Genomic DNA, 24,992 nt, shown 5'->3' with positions numbered 1-24,992 from the left:
GAGGTGGGGCGGTGTGGGCTTGCAGGACCGTTGGCGCCATGGATGGCGCCATCGAGCCCCCAGGGGTGAGGGCGCTTTGCTTGCGAAGCACTGCTTCGCGAGCACCCGAACGCCCAGCCGCCAGCGGCTGGGCCGGACCGCAGAGCGGGGTTTACGGCGTGTGCTGCAAGCCCACACCGCCCCGCCAACCCACGGAATGCTCGCTGTTGTTGTTGCCGGCCAGCGGCCGGCACTACCGCGGGTGCAGGGCCGCAGGCCCTGCCGAACCCCTTCACTCCGCGACGTGCTCGACCTGCCGCGGTTCGGGCATGGTGTCGGGCAGCTGCCAGAAGATCATCGTCGAGGTCAGGGTGATCGCGCCGACGCACAGGAATGTCGCGTGCAGCGCTGCGGTGGCGCTGTTGCTGTCCAGGTGATTGCCGAACGCGGCCAGCAGGCTGCCGGCGGCTGCGGCACCGAAACCGGCGGCCAGCATCATCACCATCGACAGCAGGCTGTTGCCGGAGCTGGCGAATTCGCGGTCCAGATCGCGCAGGGTCACGGTGTTCATCACGGTGAACTGCAGCGAATTGACCGCACCGAAGAAGGCCAGTTGCAGCAGGCGCCAGGCCAGGTGCTGGCCCGGTGTCATCAGGATGAAGCTGGCCATCGCCAGGCCCACCAGCACGGTGTTGACCATCAGCACGCGGCGGTAGCCATAGCGCTCGACCAGCTTCACCGCCAGCTTCTTCGACACCATGCCGGCCGCCGCCACCGGCACCATCATCAGGCCGGCGTTCATCGGGCCCAGGCCGAGGCCGACCTGCAGCAGCAACGGGATCAGCATCGGCATGGCACTGCTGCCGATGCGCGAGAACAGGTTGCCCAGGATGCCGATGCGGTAGCTGGGCACACGGAACAAAGCCAGCGAAAACAGCGGTGCGGTGGAGTTGGCGGCGTGCAGCCAGTAACCCACCAGCGCAGCCAGGCCGGCCACGGTCATCAGCATCACCAGCGCATGTGGCGTACCCAGGCCGGAGATGCCGTCCAGCGCCAGCGACAGCACCACCATCGCGAAGGCCAGCATGATGTAGCCACGCAGGTCGAAACGGGTGCGATGGCTGGCGTAGTGGTCGGGCATGATCTTCATCGCGGCGATGAAACCGATCACGCCGATCGGCAGGTTGATCAGGAACACCCAGTGCCATGAGGCGATCTCGACCAGCCAGCCGCCCAGCGTGGGGCCGATCAGTGGGCCAACCAGCGCGGGGATGGCGATGAAGCTCATCGCGCGCAGGAAATCCTCGCGTGGCACCGAACGCATCACTGCCAGGCGGCCCACGGGAAGCAGCATCGCGCCGCCGATGCCCTGCAGCACGCGCGCCCCGACCAGCTGGTGCAGGTGCTGGGCCAGTGCGCACGCAAGCGAGCCGAGGGTGAACAGGATGATCGCCACCAGGAACGTGCGGCGGGTGCCGTAGCGGTCGGCGATCCAGCCGGAGGCGGGAATGAAGGTGGCCACCGCCAGCGCGTAGCTGAACACCACCGACTGCATCTGCAGCGGGCTCTCGCCCAGGCTGGCCGCCATCGCCGGCAGCGCCGTGTTGACGATGGTCGAGTCCAGCATCTGCATGAAGATCGCCAGGGACACCAGCCACAGCAGGGGGCGGTGGCGGTTGTAGGTCGATGACGATGTAGGCATGGCGTGCGGCCGGTGCAGCATGGGGGCCGCCATGATCGCGCACTGCGGGTCACGGCGCGATCAAGGTCGCGCCGTGATGGCCTGCGGAATGCTCAGCGCTGGCTGTGCGCGTGCACCGCGTCGACCAGCACCTGTACGTGTGCCGGGTCCATGTCCGGCGACATGCCGTGGCCAAGGTTGAACACATGGCCCTCGCGCGAGCCGCCGTTGCCAGCGGCATAGGTGTCGAGCACGCGTGCGGCGGCCGCGGCGATCGCATCCGGCGAGGCGTACAGCGTGGTCGGGTCGAGGTTGCCCTGCAGGGCGACGCGGCCACCAGTGCGCCGCAGTGCCTCGTCCAGGTCCAGCGTCCAGTCCAGGCCCAGCGCATCGGCACCGGTGTGCGACAGCGCTTCCAGGTGCAGGCCGGTGCCTTTGCCGAACAGGATCAGCGGCGTGCGCTCGCTGCCTTCGCCGCGCTCCAGCTCCTCGGCGATGCGCTGCAGGTAGCGCAGCGAGAACTCGCGGTACATCGACGGCGACAGTACGCCACCCCAGGTGTCGAACACCTGCAGCGCCTGTGCACCGGCCGCGCGCTGCGCGCCGAGATAGGCGATCACGGCGTCGGTGGTGACCTCCAGCAGGCGGTGCAGGGCCTGCGGGTGGTTCAGTGCCATGGCCTTGATGCGCGCAAAGTCCTTGCTGCCACCGCCTTCCACCATGTAGCAGGCCAGTGTCCACGGGCTGCCGGAGAAGCCGATCAGCGGCACCTGGCCGTCCAGTTCGCGGCGGATCAGGCGCACCGCATCCATCACGTAGCCCAGGTCCTGTTCCATGTCCGGCACCGCCAGCCGGGCGATGGCGGCTTCGTCACGCACCGGGTGCCGGAACTTCGGGCCTTCGCCTTCGACGAAGTACAGCTCCAGGCCCATCGCATCGGGAATGGTGAGGATGTCCGAGAACAGGATGGCCGCATCCAGCGGGAAGCGGCGCAGCGGCTGCAGGGTGACTTCGCAGGCAATCTCCGGGGTCTTGGCCATGGCCAGGAAGCTGCCGGCCTTGGCCCGGGTCGCGCGGTACTCCGGCAGGTAGCGGCCGGCCTGGCGCATCAGCCAGACAGGGGTGCAGTCCACCGGTTCGCGGCGCAGGGCGCGCAGCAGGCGATCGTTGCGGAGAGGGCTGGTCACGATGGGCATTCCTTGGGCGAAAGTTGGCAGCGGCGTCAGTCGCCGTGCGAGAGAATCTGGAAACCGCGATGCAGTTCGGCATCGCGGGCCTTCTCGAAGGCGTGGCGGGCTTCGTCAGCGTGCAGGAACAGCTCGCGCCGCAACTGCGAGCGGCTGCCGACGCGGCCGCTCTCGCGCAGCAGCTCCCAGCCGCCAAACAGGTCCGGCTGCAGGCTCAGGCGCAGGAAGCGCGGTGCCTGCGCACCGGCGTCGGGATGTTGCAGGTAGACGTGCATGGGCCGATTGTAGCGGGGCCAGGGTGACCCCGGCCGCAACGCGGTCGTGCCGGCCGCTGGCTGGCAATCCTGCCGCGCAGCCCGGCTCTACCGGGCCGACAGCACCTTCAGCACCGCCGCCTCATCCACGTCCGGCACCACTTCGGCACGCCCCATGCCGCGCCACAGCACCAGGCGCAGGCGGCCGGCCACGTTCTTCTTGTCCAGGCGCATGCGGCCGAGCAGGGCCTGCGGGTCGAGCCCGGCCGGGATCGCCACGGGCAGGCCCAGGCGTTCCAGCAACGCCTGCAGGCGCACGCGGTCGGCATCGTCGGCCAGCCCCAGCTCGGTGGACAGCTTCGCCGCCAGCACCATGCCCACCGCCACCGCCTCGCCATGGTTCAGCGCATCGCGGCCGGGCGCGGAGTAGCCCTGCTCGGTTTCGATGGCATGGCCGAAGGTGTGGCCGAGGTTGAGCAGGGCACGTTCGCCCTTCTCGAACGGATCGCGCTCGACGATCGCGGCCTTGTGCCGGCAGCTGCGCGCGATGGCTTCGGCCAGCGTGGCATCCTCGCCGGCCAGCAGCGCATCGGCATGCTGCTGCAGCCATTCGAAGAACACGGCATCACCCAGCGCGCCGTACTTGACCACTTCGGCCAGGCCCGCACGCAGCTCGCGCGGCGGCAGGGTGGCCAGCACGCGGGTATCGGCGATGACCGCGCGCGGCGGATGGAACGCACCGACCAGGTTCTTGCCGGCCGGAATGTCGACCGCGGTCTTGCCACCGACTGACGAATCGACCATCGCCAGCAGGGTGGTGGGCAGCTGCACGCAGTCGACGCCGCGCATCCAGCAGGCCGCGGCAAACCCGGCGAGATCACCGACCACGCCGCCGCCGAGCGCGAACACGCAGGCATCGCGGGTGGCGCCGAGCGCAGCCAGCGCTTCGATCGCGCGGCCGAATTCGGCCAGGGTCTTGGACGCTTCGCCCGCGGCGAGGACATGCTCGCCGACGATCAGGTCGGGGCGCGCGGCCAGCAGCGCCTGCTTCACCGGCGCCAGATAACGCGGGGCCACTTCGCTGTCGCTGAGCAGCAGCACATGGCGGCCGCGCACATGCGCGGCCAGCGCGGCGCCGTCGGCCTGCGCGCCTGCGCCGATGGTGATGGAGTAGGGCCGGTCGCCGCCAACGGCGACCTGCAGCAAGGCGGGAGAAGTCATGCGTTCAGGTCCTGGCGCTGCCATTGCGTGGCCAGCTTGACCACCAGCTGGGCGGTCGCGTCGGCAGCGGTGTACGGGTCGGTATCGAGGGTGAGGTCGGCCAGTTCGCGGTACAGCGGGTCGCGGTGCGCGGCCAGATCGTGCAGCACCTGCTCGCGGTCCGGGCGCTGCAGCAGCGGCCGGCCCTTGTCGCGGGCGAGGCGTTCCAGCTGCGCGGCCACGCTGACCCGCAGGTAGACCACGAAGCCACGCTGGGCGATCAGTGCACGGTTGTCCGGATCCAGCACCGCGCCACCGCCGGTAGAAACCAGCTGGCCGCGGCCTTCCAGCACGCGGGCCAGGGCCTGGCGTTCATGGTGGCGGAAACCGGCTTCGCCGGCATGCTCGAAAATGGTCGGGATGCCGGCGCCGGCAGCCTCGACGATGGCCTGGTCGACATCGACGAAGTCCAGCGTGAAGCGCTCGGCCAGGCGGCGGCCGATGCAGGTTTTGCCGGCGCCCATCGGGCCGATCAGGATCAGGTTCGGAGCAGGATTCATGCCCTCTGATGCTAACACCTCCGTGCCCTGGCCTTTACGTTCTTCACGTCAGGGTGGGCATTCCTGCGGGGGTTCCCGCGCCAACCGGAGCACAGGTCATGACGGTCGCCAAGGTCATCGAGATCACCGCCTCCTCGCCGAAGAGCGTGGAGGATGCGGTGCGCAGCGGACTGAAGAAGGTTTCCGAGACGGTCAAGGGCATCCAGGGCGCCTGGGTGAACGAGACCAAGGTGGTCACCAACGGCAGCGGCGAGATCACCGAATGGCGGGTCAACCTGCGGGTGACCTTCCTGGTGGAATAGCCGCGCTCAGCGCACGGCCTGCACCTGCCGCTGGCCGTCCAGGACCACGACGTGGTCGGCGAGCGTGGGAAGCGTGCGCAGTGCCTGCCGGCTGACCCGCTCGTAGTACTGCACGAAACGCTCCAGCTGCGGCCGGCTCATGCCGTGCCGGCCCGGCTGCGCGGCCTGCAGGTTCTGCTCCTGCTGCCAGCGCCAGCGCGGTACGACCGCGAAATCCGGCGGTTGCAGGAACCACAGGCGGTCGCAACGCTGCCACAGCGCGGGGTAGTCGCGGGCCAGCGCCTGGTTGCACCAGCGGCGCCAGCGGCCGTCGCTGTCGGCTTCGCGTTCCAGCGCGTTCAACGGGGCGTCCAGCGCAGCGTCATCCTGCGCGGGCGTACCGAGGAACCATCCCTCGAACACCAGCAGGTCCAGTGGCGTGCCCAGGTGCGGCCATTGCGCCTCGGCCAAGCGTTCATCGGCCAGCTTGTCAAAGCGCGGCATCGCCAGGGGGCGGCGCGCTGCCACGGCGTCCAGCACGCTGTGCGCCAGCGTCAGGTCATGGGTACCGGGTGGGCCGCGGGTCATCAGCAGCGGATGCACCTGGCGCGCCAGGCGCTGGCGCTGCGCACGGGTCAGGTAGACATCGTCGATCGACAGGCTGGCCGCGCACAGGCCGCGGGCCCGGGCGCGTGCGACCACCTGTGCGGCCAGCGTCGATTTGCCGCTCCCCTGCAGGCCGCTGATCGCCAATACTGGAACCGCTGCACCGCTGGACAGTGCATCGTCCAGCGCCTGTTCGGCCAATGTTTCGGGGAATCCTTTCACCTGGGGCATATACGCAGCAGCGGCCATGCAGCCACAATAGCCCAAACCGTGTGAGAACAACGCCATCATGAGCGACCTGTACGCCGAAGCCCTGTCCACGTTTGCCCGCCTGTTCGAGGAGGCCAAACAGAGCCGCGAGGTCGAGCCCAACGCGATGACCGTGGCGACTGCAGATGCGCAGGGGCGCCCATCGGCGCGCACCGTGCTGCTGAAGGCCTTCGACGAGCGCGGCTTCGTCTTCTACACGCACCTGGACAGCCACAAGGGCCGTGAGCTGCGGTCCAATCCGCAGGCCGCGCTGCTGTTCCTGTGGCGCAGCCTGCGCGAGGCCGGCATCCAGGTGCGCATCGAGGGTCGTGTCGAGCAGGTCGCCGACGCCGAGGCCGACGCCTATTTCGCCAGCCGCCCGCGCATGAGCCAGATCGGCGCCTGGGCCTCGCAGCAGTCGAAGACGCTGGCAACCCGCGAGGAGTTCGACGCGCGCGTGGCCGAGGTCGAAGCGCGCTTCGAAGGCAAGGACGTGCCGCGCCCGGAAGGCTGGAGCGGCCTGCGCGTGGTGCCCGACCGCATCGAGTTCTGGTACGGCGCGCAGTTCCGCCTGCACGAGCGCTGGTGCTATGAAGCCGGTGCGGAAGGGCGCTGGAGCAAGCGCCTGCTGTACCCGTGACCGGCAGCGCGGCCACGATCCGCCCGGCCACGGCGGCCGATGCGGTCGCGTGGGCGCAGCTGCGTCTGGGCCTGTGGCCCGATGCCGATGATCCGCTGGAGACGCTGGTGGCGGCGCTGGCCGAGGACGCAGGTGCGGTTTTCCTGGCGTGTGCAGCGGGTGGCCAGGCGATCGGCTTCGCCGAAGTGCGCCTGCGCCATGACTACGTGAACGGCACCGATTCCTCGCCGGTGGGCTTCCTGGAGGGCTGGTACGTGCAGTCGCAGTGGCAAGGCCGCGGCGTGGGCCGCGCCCTGCTGGCGGCGGTGCGGGCATGGACGCGCGACGCGGGCTGCCGCGAACTGGCTTCGGACAGTCGCGTGGAAGACGTGCAGGCTCACGCCGCGCATCGGGCCTGCGGCTTCGAAGAGACCGAACGGGTGGTCTATTTCCGCATGCCACTGGAGCCATCGGCGTGAATCGCGTGGCGCTGTACCGCGTGGTGGTGTTTGTTCCATCGGCCGCGCTGGACGCAGTGAAGCGGGGCATCCTCGCGGTGGATGCGCTCGCGGCCGGCGACTACGAGCATGGCATGTGGTGGTCGGCGCCGGGATTCGAGCAGTTCCGCCCACGCATGGGGGCGTCGCCCGTGCAGGGTGAAGCGGGTCGCACCGAAGTGGTCGACAGCGTGCGCCTGGAATTTTGCCTGCCGCGCGATCCGCAGCGGCTGCAGCGCATCTTCGAGCAGGGCATCGTGCCGCATCATCCGTGGCAGGTACCGGTGGTGCAGGTGGAGGACATCGAGCTGCTGCTCGCTGACGGGCGGCGGTTGTAGAGCCGGGCCATGCCCGGCTGCTTTCGCGCGAACATCAGCCGAGCATGGGCTCGGCTTTACAGGCCTTCAGCGCGCAACCAGCGCCACAGCGTGGTGCGGGATACCCCCAGCGCCTGCGCCATGCCCTCACGATCATGCCGGTGTTCCCGCAGCAGTGCTTCCAGCTGCGCACGCGGTGGCCGCTTGCCGTTGCTTTCCAGCGGCAACGTCGCGACACCTTCATGCACCAGCTCGGGTGCCAGCTGCAGCAGCCGCGCCGCATCGATCAGCCCTTCACCGGGCTGCCAGTGGATGCGCAGCCGATCGACCAGATTGCGCAGTTCGCGCACGTTTCCCGGCCACTCGGCCGCGCTCAGTACCGCCAGTGCCTCCTCATCCAATGGCGCGTCGATGCCACGCAGCTGGCGGAAGAAGTGCTGTGCCAGCAACGGGATGTCACCACGTCGCGCGCGCAGCGCGGGCAGGGTGATGCGCAGCGCGGCCAGCCGATAGTACAGGTCGCGACGGAAGCTGCCGGTCGCCGCGCGCTGCTCCAGCGACTGCAGGGTGGCGGCCACCACGCGCAGGTCGACCGGGGTCGGTTCGGTGGCGCCGACGCGCAGCACCTCCCGTTCCTCCAGCACCCGCAGCAGGCGGGTCTGCAGCGGTAGCGGCAGCTCGCCGATTTCATCCAGGAACAGGGTGCCGCCGTCGGCCGCTTCGACCAGGCCGACGCGGCCGCCGCGACGCGCGCCGGTGAAGGCGCCGTCGCTGTAGCCGAACAGTTCGGCTTCCAGCAGCGACTCACTGATCGCGCCGCAGTTCAGCGCCACGAAGCGTCCACGACGGCCACTGGCCGCATGCAGCTGGCGCGCCACCAGTTCCTTGCCGGTGCCGGTTTCGCCGCTGACCAGCACGGTGCTGTCATGCGGCGCGTAGAGCGCGATCTGCGCACGCACCTGTGCCATCGCGTCGCTGTCGCCGAGCAGTTCATGCGCGTCGCTGCGCACTGCCGGGCGCCGGCGCAGGGGCGGCCGGCTGCCCGTGGAGCGGGCCAGGGCCTGGGTCAGTTCGAGGGCGTGTTCGAACGCCTGCCGTACCGAATCGGCCGAGTACAGCAGCACGCCGGGCAGGCCGGCCTGCTCGGCATGGTCGATGGCCATGCCGGTGCCGACGATCACTTCGATGCCGTTGGCACGCAGGTCGGCAATGCAGTCGCGTGCGTCCTCGCGGGTGACGAAGCGACGGTGCTCGATCTCCAGGCCAAAACTCTGCTGGAAGTTGCTGAACACCGGTACGTCGCTGGCGTGGGTGACCAGGCCGATGCGGCTGGCGATCCGCCGCGCGCGCGCCAGCGCTTCCATCAGGTCGAAGCCGTTGGCCTGGATCGGCACCAGCGGCAGCTCCAGCCGGCCACGCAGCCACGCCGCATTGGAGCCGCCGGCGATGACCACGTCGCAGTGTTCCCGGCGCAGGCGTTGGCCGATCACGGCCACCGCTTCCTCGAAGCCGAGGCTGATCTGCTCGATGCGCGCGCGACGGTCGAACTCGGGAATGACGTCACCGAGCAGGCCGGTCAGGCGCGAAACGCTGACGGTCCAGATGATCGGGCGGCCGGGGTCGGCATCGGCGTGGCGCAGGGGCGAGCGGGGCAGGTACATGACGGCAGCCATCGGTCGGAATGTTTCATGATACATCCGTTTCAATGTTTCATATGTTTCACTTTGGCCGGTCAGTCATGCCCGTGAAATCAACAGCTTGCAGCTTGGCACGGTGCTTGCGCCTTCGTTTCTGGACTTCAACCTGGATTGCCGCATGACCGCTTCCGCCCCTTTCTCCGCCGGTGCCCGCTTCCGTGAGGCGCTGGCTGCCGAATCGCCGCTGCAGGTGATCGGCGCCATCAACGCTAACCATGCCCTGCTGGCCAAGCGCGCCGGCTTCCACGCCATCTACCTGTCCGGTGGCGGGGTTGCGGCAGGCTCGCTGGGCCTGCCGGACCTGGGCATCAATACGCTGGAAGACGTGCTGGTGGACGTGCGCCGCATCACCGATGTCTGCGACCTGCCGTTGATGGTCGACATCGATACCGGCTTCGGCCCGAGCGCGTTCAACATCGCGCGCACCGTGAAGTCGCTGATCAAGGCCGGTGCGGCCGCCTGCCACATCGAGGACCAGGTCGGTGCCAAGCGTTGCGGTCACCGTCCGGGCAAGGAGATCGTCTCGCAGGGTGAAATGGTCGACCGTGTGAAGGCTGCGGCCGATGCCAAAACCGATCCGGACTTCTTCCTGATCGCGCGTACCGATGCCATCCAGGTGGACGGCGTGGACAAGGCGATCGAGCGCGCCATCGCCTGCGTCGAGGCCGGTGCCGACGGCATCTTCGCCGAGGCCGCCTACGATCTGGACACCTACCGCCGCTTCGTGGACGCGGTGAAGGTGCCGGTGCTGGCCAACATCACCGAATTCGGTGCCACCCCGCTGTTCAGCCGCGATGAACTGGCCTCGGCCGGCGTCGCCATCCAGCTGTTCCCGCTGTCGGCGTTCCGCGCGGCCAACAAGGCGGCCGAGAACGTCTACCAGGCGGTGCGCCGCGATGGCCACCAGCGCAACGTGGTGGAGACCATGCAGACCCGCGAAGAGCTGTACGACCGCATCGGATACCACGCCTTCGAGCAGCAGCTCGATGCGCTGTTCGCCGCCAAGAAATAAGCAGTACCCTGCACCATCAAGTTTCGGAGGGAAACATGAACGATACGACCGCAACCCCGACCTTCAAGCCGAAGAAGTCCGTCGCCCTGTCCGGCACCGCGGCCGGCAACACCGCGCTGTGCAGCGTGGGCCGCAGCGGCAACGACCTGCACTACCGCGGCTATGACATCCTGGACCTGGCCAACACCAGCGAGTTCGAGGAAATCGCCTACCTGCTGGTGCACGGCAAGCTGCCGACCCGCGCCGAGCTGGTTTCGTACAAGGCCAAGCTGAAGTCGCTGCGTGGCATCCCCGCCGCGGTGAAGGCCGCGCTGGAAGAGCTGCCGCCGTCGGCGCATCCGATGGACGTGATGCGCACCGGCGTGTCCGTGCTCGGCTGCGTGGCACCGGAGAAGGACGACCACAACCACCCGGGCGCGCGTGACATCGCCGACAAGCTGATGGCCTGCCTCGGTTCGATGCTGCTGTACTGGTACCACTGGAGCCACAACGGCCGCGCCATCGACGTGGAAACCGACGATGATTCGATCGGCGGCCACTTCCTGCACCTGCTGCATGGCGAAAAGCCGCAGGATTCGTGGGTGAAGGCGATGCACACCTCGCTGATCCTGTACGCCGAGCACGAGTTCAACGCCTCGACGTTCACCTGCCGTGTCATCGCCGGTACCGGCAGCGACATGTACAGCGCGATCTGCGGTGGCATCGGGGCGCTGCGTGGCCCGAAGCATGGCGGCGCCAACGAAGTGGCGTTCGAAGTGCAGAAGCGCTACGACAACCCGGATGAGGCCGAGGAAGACATCAAGGCGCGCGTCGAGCGCAAGGAAGTGGTGATCGGTTTCGGCCACCCGGTCTATACCGTCTCCGATCCGCGCAACAAGGTGATCAAGGACGTGGCCCGCGAGCTGTCCGAGGAACAGTCGAGCATGAAGATGTACGACATCGCCGAGCGCCTGGAATCGGTGATGTGGGACATCAAGAAGATGTTCCCGAACCTGGACTGGTTCAGTGCGGTCAGCTACCACATGATGGGCGTGCCGACCGCGATGTTCACCCCGCTGTTCGTGATCGCGCGCACCGCCGGCTGGAGCGCGCACATCATCGAGCAGCGCATCGACGGCAAGATCATCCGCCCGAGCGCCAACTACATCGGCCCGGAAGACCGCGACTTCGTCGCCATCGACAAGCGCGTCTGATCCTCCTGCTGTCCCCATCCGGCCGGCCGCGTGCCGGCCGGATGCTCTCGCCGCCGCTCCGCCGGCACCCGGCCCGCCCCAAGTACTCCGCCAGCCCATGAATACCGATTACCGCAAGAACCTCCCCGGCAGCGCGCTGGACTATTTCGACGCGCGCGCCGCGGTCGATGCGATCCAGCCCGGCGCCTACGCCACCCTGCCGTACACCTCGCGCGTGCTGGCCGAGAACCTGGTGCGCCGCTGCGATCCGGCCACGCTCGGCGATTCGCTGAAGCAGCTGATCGAGCGCCGTCGCGACCTCGACTTCCCGTGGTTCCCGGCACGCGTGGTGTGCCACGACATCCTCGGCCAGACCGCGCTGGTGGACCTGGCCGGCCTGCGTGATGCGATCGCCGACAAGGGCGGCGACCCCGCCAAGGTCAATCCGGTGGTGCCGGTGCAGTTGATCGTCGATCACTCGCTGGCGGTGGAGTGCGGTGGCTACGATCCGCAGGCGTTCGAGAAGAATCGCGCCATCGAGGATCGCCGCAACGAAGACCGTTTCCACTTTATCGACTGGACCAAGCAGGCGTTCCAGAACGTGGACGTGATTCCGCCGGGCAACGGCATCATGCACCAGATCAACCTGGAGAAGATGTCGCCTGTGATCTACGTGCAGGACGGCGTGGCCTTCCCGGACACCTGCGTGGGCACCGACAGCCACACCCCGCACGTGGACGCGCTGGGCGTGATCGCGATCGGTGTTGGCGGCCTGGAAGCGGAGAACGTGATGCTGGGCCGCGCGTCGTGGATGCGCCTGCCGGATATCGTCGGCGTCGAGCTGACGGGCAGGCCGCAGCCGGGCATCACCGCCACCGACGTGGTGCTGGCGCTGACCGAGTTCCTGCGCAAGGAGCGCGTGGTCGGCGCGTACCTTGAATTCTTCGGCAAGGGAGCGGCGGCACTGACCATCGGTGACCGCGCCACCATCTCCAACATGTGCCCCGAATACGGCGCCACCGCCGCGATGTTCTACATCGACGGGCAGACTATCGACTACCTGCGCTTGACCGGCCGCGAGGAGTCGCAGGTGGCGCTGGTCGAGAATTACGCGCGCACCACCGGCCTGTGGGCCGACGCGCTGGCCACCGCGCAGTACGAGCGCGTGCTGCGCTTCGACCTGTCCAGCGTGGTGCGCAACATGGCCGGCCCCTCGAATCCGCACAAGCGCGTGGCCACCGCCGAGCTGGCCGAGCGCGGCATCGCCGACGAAGCCAAGCTGGCAGCGGGCAAGGCCGAGCAGGCCCAGGGCCTGATGCCGGATGGCGCGGTGATCATCGCCGCCATCACCAGCTGCACCAACACCTCCAACCCGCGCAACGTGATCGCCGCCGGCCTGCTGGCACGCAAGGCCAATGAACGTGGCCTGCTGCGCAAGCCGTGGGTGAAGTCGTCGCTGGCGCCGGGCTCGAAGGCGGTGCAGCTGTACCTGGAAGAAGCCGGCCTGTTGCCCGACCTGGAGAAGCTCGGCTTCGGCATCGTGGCGTTCGCCTGCACCACCTGCAACGGCATGAGTGGCGCGCTGGATCCGGCGATCCAGCAGGAGATCATCGACCGTGACCTGTATTCCACGGCCGTGCTGTCGGGCAACCGTAATTTCGACGGCCGCATCCACCCGTATGCGAAGCAGGCCTTCCTGGCGTCGCCGCCGCTGGTGATCGCCTATGCCATCGCCGGCACCGTGCGTTTCGACATCGAGAAGGACGTGCTGGGCGTGGACGCCGACGGCAATGAGGTGCGCCTGAAGGACATCTGGCCGAGCGATGCCGAGATCGACGCGGTGGTGAAGGCCGCGGTAAAGCCGGAGCAGTTCCGCAAGGTGTACAACCCGATGTTCAACGTGCGCGTGGAGCACGGTGCGGCGGTCAGCCCGCTGTACGACTGGCGCCCGCAGAGCACCTACATCCGCCGCCCGCCCTACTGGGAAGGCGCGCTGGCCGGGGAGCGCACGCTGTCGGGCATGCGCGCGCTGGCAGTGCTGCCGGACAACATCACCACCGACCACCTGTCGCCGTCCAACGCGATCCTGGCATCCAGTGCGGCCGGTGAATACCTGGCGAAAATGGGCCTGCCGGAAGAGGACTTCAATTCCTACGCGACCCACCGTGGCGACCACCTGACCGCGCAGCGCGCCACCTTCGCCAACCCGAAGCTGTTCAACGAGATGGTGCGCAACGACGACGGCAGCGTGAAACAGGGCTCGCTGGCGCGGGTGGAGCCGGAAGGGAAGGTGATGCGCATGTGGGAAGCGATCGAGACCTACATGGACCGCAAGCAGCCGCTGATCATCATCGCCGGTGCCGACTACGGCCAGGGCAGCTCGCGTGACTGGGCCGCCAAGGGCGTACGCCTGGCCGGTGTGGAAGCGATCGTGGCCGAAGGCTTCGAACGCATCCACCGCACCAACCTGATCGGCATGGGCGTGCTGCCGCTGGAGTTCAAGCCGGGCACCACCCGCCTGACCTTGGGCATCGACGGTACCGAGACCTTCGACGTGATCGGCGAGCGCACCCCGCGCGCCGACCTGACCCTGGTCATCCACCGCCGCGACGGCCAGGACGTGATCGTGCCAGTGACCTGCCGCCTGGACAGCGACGAGGAAGTGGCGATCTACGAAGCCGGTGGCGTGCTGCAGCGCTTCGCCCAGGACTTCCTGGAAGGCGCCAAGGTGGCGTGATACCGGCCTGAATGCCTGCCCCCGGAGGCCGGGGGCGGGCTTGTCCGACACCCGGGCAGGGCGCACACTGACTTGGCAAAAACTGCCAATGGAGAGTCTCATGGCCACCATGAACATTTCGCTGACCGACCCGCTCAAGCAGTTCGTGGACGAGGAAGTGCGCGAAGGCGGCTACTCCAGTACGTCGGACTACGTGCGTGACCTGATCCGCCAGCGCCAGCGCAGCAAGGCGGAAGAGCTGCTCAAGCAGTTGATAGCCGAGGGGCTGGCTTCTGGGCCTGGCGTCCCGGTGACGGCCGACACATTCGAGCGCATGCGTCGCGAACTGACCGAAAGGATGGAGCGTGAAGGCGATTGAATGGCGGCCCAAGGCCGAAGCCGACGCAGCCGATGCCGCGCTGTGGTTCGCACGGCAGGGTGGGCTGGTACTGGGTCGGCGCTTTCTCGCCGAGTTGGAAGCCACGCTTCAACGCATCGCGGTGTTTCCTGGCTCGGGTTCCACCCGGCACGCCGACCTCGCAGCACAGCTGCCGGTGCCGTTGCGCTTCATGCTGGTTCCGGGCTTCGAACGCTACCTCGTTTATTACCTCGATCGACCGGACCGTGTGGACATCATGCGTGTGTGGTGCGTTGATCGTGGTCTTGACGCGCTGACGCAAGACATTTCCTGAAATTCAAACGCGTGGATTCGACGATGACCTTCCTCCCGCAACTCCGTATCCCCGCCACCTACATGCGCGGTGGCACCAGCAAGGGCGTGTTCTTCCGCCTGCAGGACCTGCCCGAGGCCGCGCAGGTGCCGGGCGCCGCACGCGATGCGCTGCTGATGCGCGTGATCGGCTCGCCCGATCCGTATGGCAAGCAGACCGACGGCATGGGCGGTGCAACGTCCAGCACCAGCAAGTGCGTGATCATCTCCGCCGCTTCGGTGCCCGACCACGACGTCGACTACCTGTACGGCCAGGTCTCGATCGACACCGCCTTCGTCGACTGGAGCGGCAACTGCGGCAACCTCAGCACGGCAGTGGGGCCGTTCGCGATCGCCAACGGGCTGATCGATCCGGCCCGCGTGCCGCGTGATGGCCTGTGCACCGTGCGCATCTGGCAGGCCAACATCGGCAAGACCATCATCGCCCACGTGCCGATGCGCGACGGCGAAGTGCAGGAGATCGGCGATTTCGAGCTGGATGGCGTGACCTTCCCGGCCGCTGAGATCCAGCTGGAGTTCATCGATCCGTCCGATGACGGCGATGCGGGTGCCATGTTCCCGACCGGCAACCTGGTCGACATCCTGGACGTGCCGGGCGTGGGTCGTTTCGAGGTGACCATGATCACCGCCGGCATTCCGACCATCTTCCTCAATGCGGCCGACCTGGGCTACACCGGCACCGAGCTGCAGCCTGCCATCAACGAAGACAAGGCGGCGCTGCAGAAATTCGAGACCATCCGCGCCCACGGTGCGCTGCGCATGGGCCTGATCTCGAAGCTGGAGGACGCCGCGACCCGACAGCACACGCCGAAGGTGGCCTTCGTGGCGCCGGCACAGGACTACGTGTCGTCCAGTGGCAAGGCCATCCCGGCCTCGGCCATCGACCTGCACGCGCGGGCGCTGTCGATGGGCAAGCTGCACCACGCGATGATGGGCACTGCCGCGGTTGCAATCGGTACCGCGGCGGCGATCCCGGGCACGCTGGTCAATCGCGCGGCCGGTGGTGGACAACGCGAAGCGGTGACCTTCGGCCATCCCTCCGGCACGTTGCGCGTGGGTGCGCAGGCCGGTCTCGTTGACGGCCAGTGGACAGTGACCAAGGCCATCATGAGCCGCAGCGCCCGCGTGCTGATGGAGGGCAAGGTGCGTGTGCCGGCCGAGTGATGCTCGGGTAACCGCCAACCGGGGTTGGCATGGTGCACGGGCAACCGTGCACTCCCACGAGGAGGGCCACGATGTCCGACAGCCACACCCGATCCAACGAGCGTGCAGCGTGGGATGCGCTGCTGGTGGACATCGTCGATTACGTACGCGACGCGCGCATCGACTCGCCGCTGGCGTTCCAGACCGCGCACCACTGCCTGCTCGACACGCTCGGCTGCGGCCTGGAAGCACTGTCCTTCCCGGCCTGCAGCAAGCTGCTCGGCCCCCTGGTGCCGGGCATCAGCGTGGTCAACGGTGCGCGCGTGCCGGGTACGCATTACGTGCTGGACCCCGTGCAGGCGGCTTTCAACCTTGGCGCGATGGGGCGCTGGCTGGATTTCAACGACACCTGGCTGGCCGCGGAATGGGGTCACCCCTCGGACAACCTGGGCGGCATCCTCGCCGTCTGCGACTGGCTGGGGCGCAACGCGCAGGCCCTGCGCCGCCCGGTGCCCACGGTGCACGACGTGCTGTTGGCGATGATCAAGGCGCACGAGATCCAGGGCGTGCTGGCCCTGCAGAATTCCTTCAACCGCGTCGGGCTGGACCACGTGGTGCTGGTCAAGGTCGCCACCACCGCGGTGGTCGCGCAGTTGCTTGGGCTCGACCGCGAACACATGCTCAATGCACTGTCGCTGGCCTGGGTGGATGGCCAGGCGCTGCGCACCTACCGGCATGCGCCCAACACCGGCTCGCGCAAGAGCTGGGCGGCCGGCGACGCGACCAGTCGTGGCGTGCGACTGGCGCTGATGGCGGCCAGCGGCGAGATGGGTTACCCCAGCGTGCTGAGTGCGCCGACCTGGGGCTTTGAAGCGGTATCGATGCACGGCAGGGCCCTGACGCTGGGGCGACCGCTGGGCAGCTATGTGATGGAGAACGTGCTGTTCAAGATCAGCTACCCGGCCGAGTTCCACGGGCAGACGGCGGTGGAGGCGGCGATCACGCTGCACCAGCAGCTGCGCGCGATGGGGCGACGGGTCGAGGACATCGCGCATATCGCCATCCGGACCCAGGAAGCCTGCATCCGCATCATCGACAAGCAGGGACCGCTGCATAATCCGGCCGACCGCGACCACTGCGTGCAGTACATGGTCGCCATCGCACTGCTGCACGGGCGGCTTGTGGCCGAGGACTACGAGGATGACGTCGCGGCCGACCCGCGCATCGACGCGCTGCGCGCGAAGATGGCTTGCCATGAGGACCCGCAGCTCAGCGCCGATTACCTGGACCCGGGCAAGCGCAGCATCGCCAACGGCCTGACAGTGCGCTTCATCGATGGCACCGCATTGCCGGAGGTGCTGGTGGAATACCCGCTCGGCCACGCGCGTCGCCGCCAGGAGGGAATCCCGCTGCTGATGGACAAGTTCCGCCGGCACCTGGCCCATCGCTTCCCGACCGTCCAGCAACAGCGCATCCTGGCCGCATCGCTGGACCCGGTGGCCCTGGCGGCAATGCCGGTGCCCGACTACGTGGACCTGTACCTGCCGGGGTAGGGCGATCGGTAGTGCCGGCCGCTGGCCGGCAATTCCATCCAACCTGCCATGCCGGTTGCCGGCCGGCGCCGGCACTTCCCGCACTTGGGGCGATTGCCGAATTCGCGTCAACACCTTGACGTGGCCTGCCTATAATGGCCGCCTCGATCAAGGAGTGACGACATGAGCGGTCCGGCACGGCGGAAGCGGTGGGGATGGGCGGCGGCCGTACTGGCAGGAGGCCTGTTGCTGGGCCTGGCCGGCTGTCGCAATGACAGCGGGCAGCTGCCCAAGGCCAGTGGCGAGGCCATCACCACCAAGGCCGAGCAGGTGAAGGAATTCACCCTGCTGCGCGCCTACCCGGACCAGAAGAATGACGGCCTGTCGCTGGCGCTGGAGTTCTCGCGCCCCCTGGTCGGCACCCAGGATTTCGACACGCTGGTGCGCTTCGAGGAGAAGGTCGGCACCGACGACAGCAGCTGGACCCTGTCCGATGACGGCCTGACCCTGCGCTACCCGTTCGTCGAGGCCGGCAAGGAGTTCAGCCTGGTGGTGTCGCCGGACCTGCTGGCCGCCGACGGCAGCCGGTTGGGCAAGGAACTGAAGCAGAAGGTGTTCAGCGGCGAGCTGAAGCCGGTGGTCGGCTTCGCCTCGCAGGGCAGCGTACTGCCGGCCAAGGACAGCCGTGGCCTGCCGGTGGTTTCGGTGAACGTGCCGGAGGTTGACGTCGAGTTCCTGCGCGTGCGCGAGAAGGACCTGCCGACCTTCTTCAGCCAGTACCAGCGCGGCGGTCGCCGCGGCAGCTGGGAGCTGAGCAGCGACTACGAGCGCAGCCCGATCAACAAGCTGGCCGAGCCGGTCTACGTCAACCGCTTCATCCTGGGCGGCAAGAAGAACGAGCGGGTGCTGACCTACCTGCCGACCCAGGACATCAAGGAACTGCAGGAGCCGGGCCTGTACTTCGCCCTGCTCAAGCGCACCGGTGACTACGAAGGCGAGTTCGATACCGCGTTCTTCTCGGTCAGCGACATCGGCCTGCATACCCGTGCCTACAAGGACAAGCTGTTCGTGCACACCGCCGGCCTGAAGGACGGCGCGCCGCTGAAGGGCATCGACCTGCGCGTGCTCGACGCCAAGGGCGAGGTGGTGCTCAAGGGCAGCACCGACGGCAATGGCAATGCGCTGCTGAACTACACCCTGGATGCCACCCACGTGCTGGTCGCCAGCAGCGGCAAGGACACCAGCTTCCTGCCGTTCAACCAGCCGGCGCTGGACCTGAGCGAATTCGCCGTGGCCGGTCGTGACAACGCCTGGTTCGACGTCTACGCCTGGTCCGGCCGCGACCTGTACCGCCCGGGCGAGACCGTGCGCCTGTCCGCGCTGCTGCGCGACAACGACGGCAAGCCGGTCAAGGCGCAACCGGTGTTCCTGCGCCTGAAGCAGCCCGACGGCAAGACCTTCCGCGAGACCCGCCTGCAGCCGGGCGAGCAGGGCTACATCAGTTTCGAGCAGGTCATCCCGGCCGAGGCGCCGACCGGGCGCTGGCAGGTCGAGTTCCGCACCGACCCGGCCAGCAAGGAAGCGATCCAGGGCATGACCCTGCGCATCGAGGAGTTCCTGCCCGAGCGCATGAAGCTGGACCTGGACAGCGCGCAGAAGACGCTGAAGCCGGGCGAGGACCTGCGCCTGCAGGCCAACGGCGCCTATCTGTACGGGGCGCCGGCCGACGGCAACCGCTTCACCGCGCGCATGGCGGTGGCTGCCGAACAGCAGCCGGTGGAGGGCCTGCCGGGCTATTTCTTCGGTGACCCGACCCTGCAGCTGCCGCGCGAGGCCAAGGACGTGATCGATACCACGCTGCCGGCCAACGGCCAGCTGCGTGAGGACGTGGCGTTGCCGGAAGAAGCGGCCAAGGCCAAGGCGCCGATCGCCGTGGTGCTGTCCGGCAGCCTGTATGAAACCGGCGGGCGCACGGTCACCCGTACCCTGAAGCGGGTGATGTGGCCGGCCAACGCGCTGGTCGGCGTGCGGCCGCTGTTCAACCCCGACGATGGTGCTGATTCCAACGGCAACGCACGCTTCGAACTGATGCGCGTGGATGCCGCCGGCACACCGCAGCCAGCCAAGGGCCTGAAGATCACCCTGGTGCGGGAACTGCGCGACTACCACTGGACCTTCAACGACAACCGCTGGGATTACGATTTCACCCGCCGTTTCGAGAACAAGGAAACCCGTACCGTCGATGCCGGCAGCAGTGCGGTCGCCTTCGATTTCCCGGTGGAGTGGGGCGAGTACCGGGTGGACGTGTTCGATCCGTCCACCGGCCTGACCAGCCGCTACCCGTTCCGCGCCGGCTGGAGCTGGGGCGATGACAACCGTGGCCTGGACGCGCGCCCGGACAAGATCAAGCTGGGCCTGGACAAGACCGGCTACAAGGCCGGGGACACCCTGGAAGTGACGGTGACCCCGCCGCACGCCGGCAAGGGCATCCTGATGGTCGAGACCGACCGCATGCTGTACGTGCAGGACATCGACGCCAAGCCGGGTTCGACCTTCAAGATCCCGGTCACCGCCGACTGGGAGCGGCACGACGTCTACATCACCGCGCTGGTGTTCCGTGGCGGCAGTGCGCCGAGCAAGATCACCCCGGCCCGTGCCGTGGGCGTGGTGCACGTGCCGATGGACCGCAAGGGCCGCACCGTGGCCGTCGGCCTGGTCGCGCCCAAGCAGATGCGCCCGGAGCAGGACCTGCCGGTGACGGTCAGCGCGCCGCAGCTGGCCGGCAAGACGGCGCATGTCACCGTCTCGGCGGTGGACGTGGGCATCCTCAACATCACCCGCTTCCCGGTGCCCGATGCCGGCGCGCACTTCTTTGCCCAGCGCCGTCTCGGCATCGACGCCTATGACATCTACAGCCGGGTGATCGAGAGCTTCGACGGCGGCAGTGGCAAGCTCAAGTTCGGCGGCGACATGGCCTTGCAGGCGCTGCCGCAGGCCAAGCGCCCGACCGCGCGCGTACAGACCGTGGACCTGTTCTCCGGCCCGGTGCAGCTGGATGCCAAGGGCAATGCCCGCATCCGCCTGAAGGTGCCGGACTTCAACGGCACCCTGCGCGTGTCGGCACTGGTCTACAGCGATGACCAGTACGGCAAGCGCGACGTGGAGACCGTGGTGCGCGCGCCGATCCTGGCCGAGGCCAGCATGCCGCGGGTGCTCGCCCCGGGTGACCGCAGCACCGTGACCCTGGATGTGCAGAACTTCACCGGCAAGCCGGGCCAGTTCAACGTGAAGGTGGATACCGAAGGTCCGCTGAACCTGGGCGAGGGCAGCCGCAGCGTGCAGTTGAATGCCGATGCCAAGACCACGCTGAGCTTCCCGCTGTCGGCACGCGAGGGCCACAGCGTGGCCAAGGTGCGGGTGCGGGTGGACGGCAACGGCTTCAAGGCCGATCGCCGTTATGACCTGCCGGTGCGCGCGGCCTGGCCGCAGGTGCTGCGTTCGCAGGTGCGTACGCTTGACCCGCTGGCCGCGGTCAGCCTCGACAACAGCCTGACCGATGGCCTGATGGCCGAGTCGGTGAATGCGCGCCTGCTGGTCAGCCCGCTGCCGCCGATCCCGTTCGCCAGCGCGCTGCAGGGCGCGCTGAACTACCCGTATGGCTGTGCCGAGCAGACCACCAGCAAGGGCTATGCCGCGCTGATCCTGGACCAGGCCACCTCGTCGATGCTCGGCGCCGACGGGCTGGATGCCAAGACCCGCCGCGAGCGCATGGAGGGTGCGTTCGGTCGCCTGGCGTCGATGCAGGTGGCCAATGGCAACTTCTCGATGTGGGGTGACGACGGCTACGTGAACCCGTGGCTGACCCCGTACATCACCGAGTTCCTGCTCGATGCCAAGGACGCCGGTTTTGCGGTGCCCGACAACGTGCTGCAGAAGGCGCTCAACCGGCTCAGCGAGGATCTGCTGTCCGGCGGCAACCAGTTCTATGGCCAGGAGGATCGCGAGAAGCTGAAGTTTGCCAACCAGGCGTATTCGGGCTACGTGCTGGCCCGGGTCAACCGTGCGCCGCTGGGCACCCTGCGCACGCTGTATGACAACGAGCGCAGCAAGGCGGTTGGCGGCCTGTCGCTGGTCCATCTGGGCGTGGCGCTGTCGTTGCAGGGCGATGCCAAGCGTGGCCAGGCCGCGCTGGCGGCGGCCTTCGCCAAGTCCAGCAGCGAACGCCCGTCGTACTTCGGCGACTACGGCAGCGCCATCCGCGATGACGCGCTGATGATCGCGCTGACCCACGAGAACAAGCTGGCCAAGCCGGCCTGGGATGCGCGTGCGGTCGATCTTGGCCGTGGCCTGGATGCGCGCCGCAACGCCGGCTGGATGTGGCTGAGCACGCAGGAACAGGTGGCGATTGCACGTCTCGGCAAGGCGCTCGCTGCCAACCAGAAGGCGCTGGTGGCCGGTGAGCTGGTGATCGGTGGCAACACCGAAGCCATCGGCGAGCGCAAGCTGTTCGGCCGCAACTTCAGCGCCAGCGAACTGGCCAGCGGCGTGCGCTTCACCCCGCAGGGCCAGCCGCCGATGTTCGCCAGCATCGATGTGGCCGGCATTCCGCGCAGCGCACCCGCACCGGACAACAGCGTGCTTGGCGTCGAGCGCAGCTACTACGGCACCGATGGCAAGCCGTGGTCGCCGCGGCCGCTGAAGGAAGGCGAAGCGCTGATCGTGCGCGTCACAGTGACTGCGGACACCACGATGCCCGATGCGCTGCTGACCGACCTGCTGCCGGCGGGCCTGGAAATCGAGAACTTCAACCTGGGCGACGCCAAGCAGTGGGCCGACGTGGTGGTCGATGGCATCACCATCAGCGACCGTGGTGAGGCCGCCGACACCAAGCACGAGGAGTTCCGCGATGACCGCTATGTGGCCGCGCTGAAGCTCTCGCGTGGCAGCAAGGCCAACGTGTTCTACCTGGTACGCGCGGTGACGCCGGGAACCTACTCGGTGCCGCCGCCGCTGGTGGAGGACATGTACCGGCCGCAGCTGCGTGGGGTGGGCCGCAGCAACCCGACCACGATCACGGTGGTACAGCCGTGACCGCGCGGACGGGCCGCGGCGGCGCGGCCCGTCCTGCTGGCAACCTGCAATGAAGAACACGATGACGACCCGGCTGGCGGCGCTGCGCCGCCGGTTGCGGCCGCTGTGGCCATGGCTGCGCTGGGGCACGGCCGCCACGCTGGCGCTGCTGCTGGTGCTGGATTTCGCCTTCCCACCGCCGCTGCCGAAACAACGCGATACCAGCACCCTGGTGGTGGCTGCCGACGGCACGCCACTGCGTGCGTTCGCCGATGCCGAGGGCGTGTGGCGCTATCCGGCCTCGATCGACAGCGTTTCGCCGCTGTACCTGCAGGCGTTGCTGACCTACGAAGACCGCTGGTTCTGGCGCCATCCGGGCATCAACCCGGTGGCGATCGTGCGTGCCGGCGGCCAGCTGCTGCGTGGGGGCCGCATCGTTTCCGGTGGCTCGACCCTGACCATGCAGGTGGCACGCATCCTCGACCCGCACTCACGCACGCCGTGGGGCAAGCTCAAGCAGATGCTGCGCGCGCTGCAGCTGGAAGTGCACCTGAGCAAGCCGCAGATCCTGGCCCTGTATCTGGAGCGCGCGCCCTACGGCGGCACCATCGAGGGTGTGGAGGCCGCCAGCTGGGCCTATCTGGGCAAGCCGGCGGCGCAGCTGTCACATGCCGAGGCCGCGTTGCTGGCAGTGCTGCCGCAGGCGCCGAGCCGGCTGCGCCCGGACCGCCATCCGGAAGCAGCGCAGAAGGCGCGCGACAAGGTGCTGTCCCGCATGGCCGAACTGGGCGCGTGGACGGCGGAAGACGTGGAAGATGCGCGCATCGAGAACGTGGTCGCACGCTCGCTGCGGCCGCCGCTGCATGCCGCGTTGCTGGCACAGCGCCTGCACTCGGCCCATCCAGGCCAGGCACGCATCCAGAGCAGCATCGACGTCGGGTTGCAGCGCACGCTGGAAGAGCGCGTGGCCAGCTATTTCTCGACGCTGCCCGAGCGTACCTCGGCGGCCCTGCTGGTGGTCGACAACCAGACCCTGCAGGCGCGTGCCTATGTCGGCACGCTGGCGTTCGGTGACCGCCAGCGGCTGGGCCACGTGGACATGGTGCAGGCCTGGCGGTCGCCGGGCTCGACGCTCAAGCCGTTCCTGTATGCCATGGCGCTGGACGATGGCCTGATCCATTCGGAAAGCCTGCTGGTCGACGCGCCGCAGAGTTTCGGCAGCTATCGCCCCGGCAACTTCGACATGGCCTTCAATGGCCCGATCGGCGCGTCCAGCGCGTTGCGGTTGTCACTGAACGTGCCCTCGGTTGACCTGCTGCAGCGGGTCGGCGCCGCGCGCTTCGCCGCACGCCTGTCGCACGCGGGCATCCAGCTGCGCTTCCCGCCCGGCAGTACGCCCAATCTGTCGCTGATCCTGGGCGGAACCGGCGCACGCCTGGAAGACCTGGTCGGCGCGTTCGCCGCGCTCAACCGCAACGGCATTGCCGGCCGCGTGCGTTACACCGACGACGAGCCGATGATCGAGCGGCGCCTGGCCTCGCCGGGTGCCAGCTGGATCGTGCGCGAGATGCTGGAATCGAACCCGCGCCCGGGATACAGCGCAGGGACGTTCGATGTCGGTGGCCGCCCACGCGTGGCCTGGAAGACCGGTACCAGCTATGGCTATCGCGATGCGTGGGCGATCGGCAGTACCCGCCACTACACCGTGGGCGTGTGGGTGGGCCGGCCGGACGGCACACCCTTGCCGGGCCAGTACGGCGCGGTCACCGCGCTGCCGCTGATGTTCGAAGTGGTGGACAGCCTGCCGCGCCAGCGGGGTGACTCGGCGGCCGCGCCGATGCCGGCCAGCGTCAGCCAGGAGGATGTCTGCTGGCCCACCGGCGAACGTGCCGAGGGCCTGCCGGCGGCACTCTGCCAGCGGCGGATGTCGGCCTATCTGTTGGAAGGCGCAGCACCGCCGACCTTCCCCGAGCGCGAGGCGCGGCGGTGGCAACCGGGCCGGCAGCGCTACCTGGCCGATGCGCGGACCGGCCTGCGCGTGTCCGCTGACTGCCGTCTTCCGCATGAGGAAGTGGCGCGCGAGATTGCACGCTGGCCGGCACTGCTCTCGCCGTGGTTGTCCAGGGCCACGCGCGAGGCGTCACAGCTGCCGGCGCTGTCACCGGACTGCCGCGACGACGGCCGCGAGGCCAGCGTGGCGCTGCACGTGGACGGGCTCAATGACGGCGCGACGCTGGCGCGCGCGCCGAATGCCGAACACGGGGTGCGCCTGCAGCTGCGCGCGCTGGGCAGCGAGCAGGCCGTGGACTGGTTGCTGGATGGCCGCTGGATCGCGCAGACCCACGGCGCGCAGTTGATGCAGCGCGAGTTCGCCGAGCCGGGCGCACATACCCTGACCGCGCTGGCGGCCGACGGCGCGTGGACGCAGGTCAGGTTCAACGTCCTCCGGTAGGTGCCGGCCCTGGTCGGGGCCGGCCACGCCGTTGTGCA

20 protein-coding genes are annotated in these 24,992 nt (G+C 68.3%); 13 read left to right on the top strand and 7 right to left on the bottom strand.

What is annotated here, in order from left to right:
- Nucleotides 1–271 precede the first annotated feature (271 nt).
- From mdtD to BLS66_RS02550, 5 genes are all read right to left on the bottom strand, one after another.
- The gene (mdtD, locus tag BLS66_RS02570; protein WP_143025120.1) at nucleotides 272–1,681 is read right to left on the bottom strand and encodes a multidrug transporter subunit MdtD; all 1,410 of its coding nucleotides are present in this window, start codon (nucleotides 1,679–1,681) and stop codon (nucleotides 272–274) included.
- A gap of 92 nt (nucleotides 1,682–1,773) precedes the next feature.
- Nucleotides 1,774–2,856 (bottom strand): uroporphyrinogen decarboxylase, encoded by a 1,083-nt coding sequence (gene hemE, locus BLS66_RS02565; RefSeq protein ID WP_049468774.1) that lies wholly within the window; start codon nucleotides 2,854–2,856, stop codon nucleotides 1,774–1,776.
- Between the two features lie 26 nt (nucleotides 2,857–2,882).
- Complete coding sequence (locus tag BLS66_RS02560) at nucleotides 2,883–3,122, bottom strand: WGR domain-containing protein (RefSeq protein WP_049468776.1); 240 nt, start codon at nucleotides 3,120–3,122, stop codon at nucleotides 2,883–2,885.
- A gap of 87 nt (nucleotides 3,123–3,209) precedes the next feature.
- The gene (gene aroB, locus BLS66_RS02555) at nucleotides 3,210–4,322 is read right to left on the bottom strand and encodes a 3-dehydroquinate synthase (protein ID WP_074725005.1); all 1,113 of its coding nucleotides are present in this window, start codon (nucleotides 4,320–4,322) and stop codon (nucleotides 3,210–3,212) included.
- Nucleotides 4,319–4,861, bottom strand: a complete 543-nt coding sequence (locus tag BLS66_RS02550) for a shikimate kinase (protein ID WP_049468779.1) — start codon at nucleotides 4,859–4,861, stop codon at nucleotides 4,319–4,321. The genes aroB and BLS66_RS02550 overlap by 4 nt, the downstream gene beginning before the upstream one ends.
- 98 nt (nucleotides 4,862–4,959) lie before the next feature.
- Between BLS66_RS02550 and BLS66_RS02545 the strand changes: the two genes are divergently transcribed.
- Nucleotides 4,960–5,163: a dodecin family protein gene (locus BLS66_RS02545; protein WP_005410663.1), complete on the top strand. Its 204-nt coding sequence runs from the start codon at nucleotides 4,960–4,962 to the stop codon at nucleotides 5,161–5,163.
- 6 nt (nucleotides 5,164–5,169) lie between these two features.
- Here BLS66_RS02545 and BLS66_RS02540 read toward each other — a convergent pair whose 3' ends face one another.
- Nucleotides 5,170–5,997, bottom strand: coding sequence for a kinase (locus BLS66_RS02540; RefSeq protein ID WP_074725004.1), 828 nt, complete (start codon nucleotides 5,995–5,997; stop codon nucleotides 5,170–5,172).
- Nucleotides 5,998–6,037: 40 nt separating this feature from the next.
- Here BLS66_RS02540 and pdxH point away from each other — a divergent pair, with 40 nt between their 5' ends.
- Genes pdxH through BLS66_RS02525 form a run of 3 tightly spaced genes read left to right on the top strand, consistent with a single transcriptional unit; the run spans nucleotide 6,038 to nucleotide 7,451 of the window.
- Nucleotides 6,038–6,637, top strand: a complete 600-nt coding sequence (gene pdxH / locus BLS66_RS02535) for a pyridoxamine 5'-phosphate oxidase (RefSeq protein WP_049468783.1) — start codon at nucleotides 6,038–6,040, stop codon at nucleotides 6,635–6,637.
- Nucleotides 6,634–7,095 (top strand): aminoglycoside N-acetyltransferase AAC(6')-Iak, encoded by a 462-nt coding sequence (gene aac(6')-Iak, locus BLS66_RS02530; protein ID WP_074725003.1) that lies wholly within the window; start codon nucleotides 6,634–6,636, stop codon nucleotides 7,093–7,095. The genes pdxH and aac(6')-Iak overlap by 4 nt, the downstream gene beginning before the upstream one ends.
- Nucleotides 7,092–7,451 carry a YqfO family protein gene (locus tag BLS66_RS02525; RefSeq protein ID WP_049468786.1) on the top strand — a complete coding sequence of 120 codons (360 nt, stop codon included), beginning with the start codon at nucleotides 7,092–7,094 and terminating at the stop codon, nucleotides 7,449–7,451. The genes aac(6')-Iak and BLS66_RS02525 overlap by 4 nt, the downstream gene beginning before the upstream one ends.
- A 56-nt stretch (nucleotides 7,452–7,507) precedes the next feature.
- Here BLS66_RS02525 and prpR read toward each other — a convergent pair whose 3' ends face one another.
- Entirely contained in the window at nucleotides 7,508–9,091 is a 1,584-nt protein-coding gene (prpR, locus tag BLS66_RS02520) for a propionate catabolism operon regulatory protein PrpR (protein WP_074725084.1), read from the bottom strand.
- A 154-nt stretch (nucleotides 9,092–9,245) separates the two neighbouring features.
- Here prpR and prpB point away from each other — a divergent pair, with 154 nt between their 5' ends.
- The 9 genes from prpB to pbpC all read left to right on the top strand — a co-directional run bounded on the left by prpB (nucleotide 9,246) and on the right by pbpC (nucleotide 24,954).
- Nucleotides 9,246–10,139, top strand: coding sequence for a methylisocitrate lyase (prpB, locus tag BLS66_RS02515; protein ID WP_074725002.1), 894 nt, complete (start codon nucleotides 9,246–9,248; stop codon nucleotides 10,137–10,139).
- A gap of 35 nt (nucleotides 10,140–10,174) precedes the next feature.
- Nucleotides 10,175–11,332, top strand: a complete 1,158-nt coding sequence (gene prpC, locus BLS66_RS02510; protein ID WP_005418357.1) for a bifunctional 2-methylcitrate synthase/citrate synthase — start codon at nucleotides 10,175–10,177, stop codon at nucleotides 11,330–11,332.
- A 97-nt stretch (nucleotides 11,333–11,429) separates the two neighbouring features.
- On the top strand, nucleotides 11,430–14,048 hold the full coding sequence (gene acnD / locus BLS66_RS02505; protein WP_074725001.1) for a Fe/S-dependent 2-methylisocitrate dehydratase AcnD: 2,619 nt from the start codon (nucleotides 11,430–11,432) through the stop codon (nucleotides 14,046–14,048).
- Between the two features lie 100 nt (nucleotides 14,049–14,148).
- Nucleotides 14,149–14,406, top strand: a complete 258-nt coding sequence (locus BLS66_RS02500) for a type II toxin-antitoxin system ParD family antitoxin (RefSeq protein WP_019338677.1) — start codon at nucleotides 14,149–14,151, stop codon at nucleotides 14,404–14,406.
- The gene (locus BLS66_RS02495; protein ID WP_064239011.1) at nucleotides 14,393–14,719 is read left to right on the top strand and encodes a type II toxin-antitoxin system RelE/ParE family toxin; all 327 of its coding nucleotides are present in this window, start codon (nucleotides 14,393–14,395) and stop codon (nucleotides 14,717–14,719) included. Before BLS66_RS02500 ends, BLS66_RS02495 begins: the two co-directional genes overlap by 14 nt.
- A 23-nt stretch (nucleotides 14,720–14,742) precedes the next feature.
- Nucleotides 14,743–15,921, top strand: coding sequence for a 2-methylaconitate cis-trans isomerase PrpF (gene prpF / locus BLS66_RS02490; protein WP_074725000.1), 1,179 nt, complete (start codon nucleotides 14,743–14,745; stop codon nucleotides 15,919–15,921).
- A 71-nt stretch (nucleotides 15,922–15,992) separates the two neighbouring features.
- Entirely contained in the window at nucleotides 15,993–17,453 is a 1,461-nt protein-coding gene (locus tag BLS66_RS02485) for a bifunctional 2-methylcitrate dehydratase/aconitate hydratase (RefSeq protein ID WP_074724999.1), read from the top strand.
- A gap of 162 nt (nucleotides 17,454–17,615) precedes the next feature.
- Entirely contained in the window at nucleotides 17,616–22,523 is a 4,908-nt protein-coding gene (locus BLS66_RS02480; protein ID WP_074724998.1) for an alpha-2-macroglobulin family protein, read from the top strand.
- Nucleotides 22,524–22,572: 49 nt separating this feature from the next.
- Complete coding sequence (gene pbpC / locus BLS66_RS02475) at nucleotides 22,573–24,954, top strand: penicillin-binding protein 1C (protein ID WP_074724997.1); 2,382 nt, start codon at nucleotides 22,573–22,575, stop codon at nucleotides 24,952–24,954.
- The last annotated feature ends 38 nt before the right edge of the window (nucleotides 24,955–24,992 follow it).

Source organism: Stenotrophomonas pavanii (genome assembly GCF_900101175.1).
Classification (GTDB): Bacteria; Pseudomonadota; Gammaproteobacteria; order Xanthomonadales; family Xanthomonadaceae; genus Stenotrophomonas; species Stenotrophomonas pavanii.
This window is presented reverse-complemented; position numbering and strand designations above follow the sequence as displayed.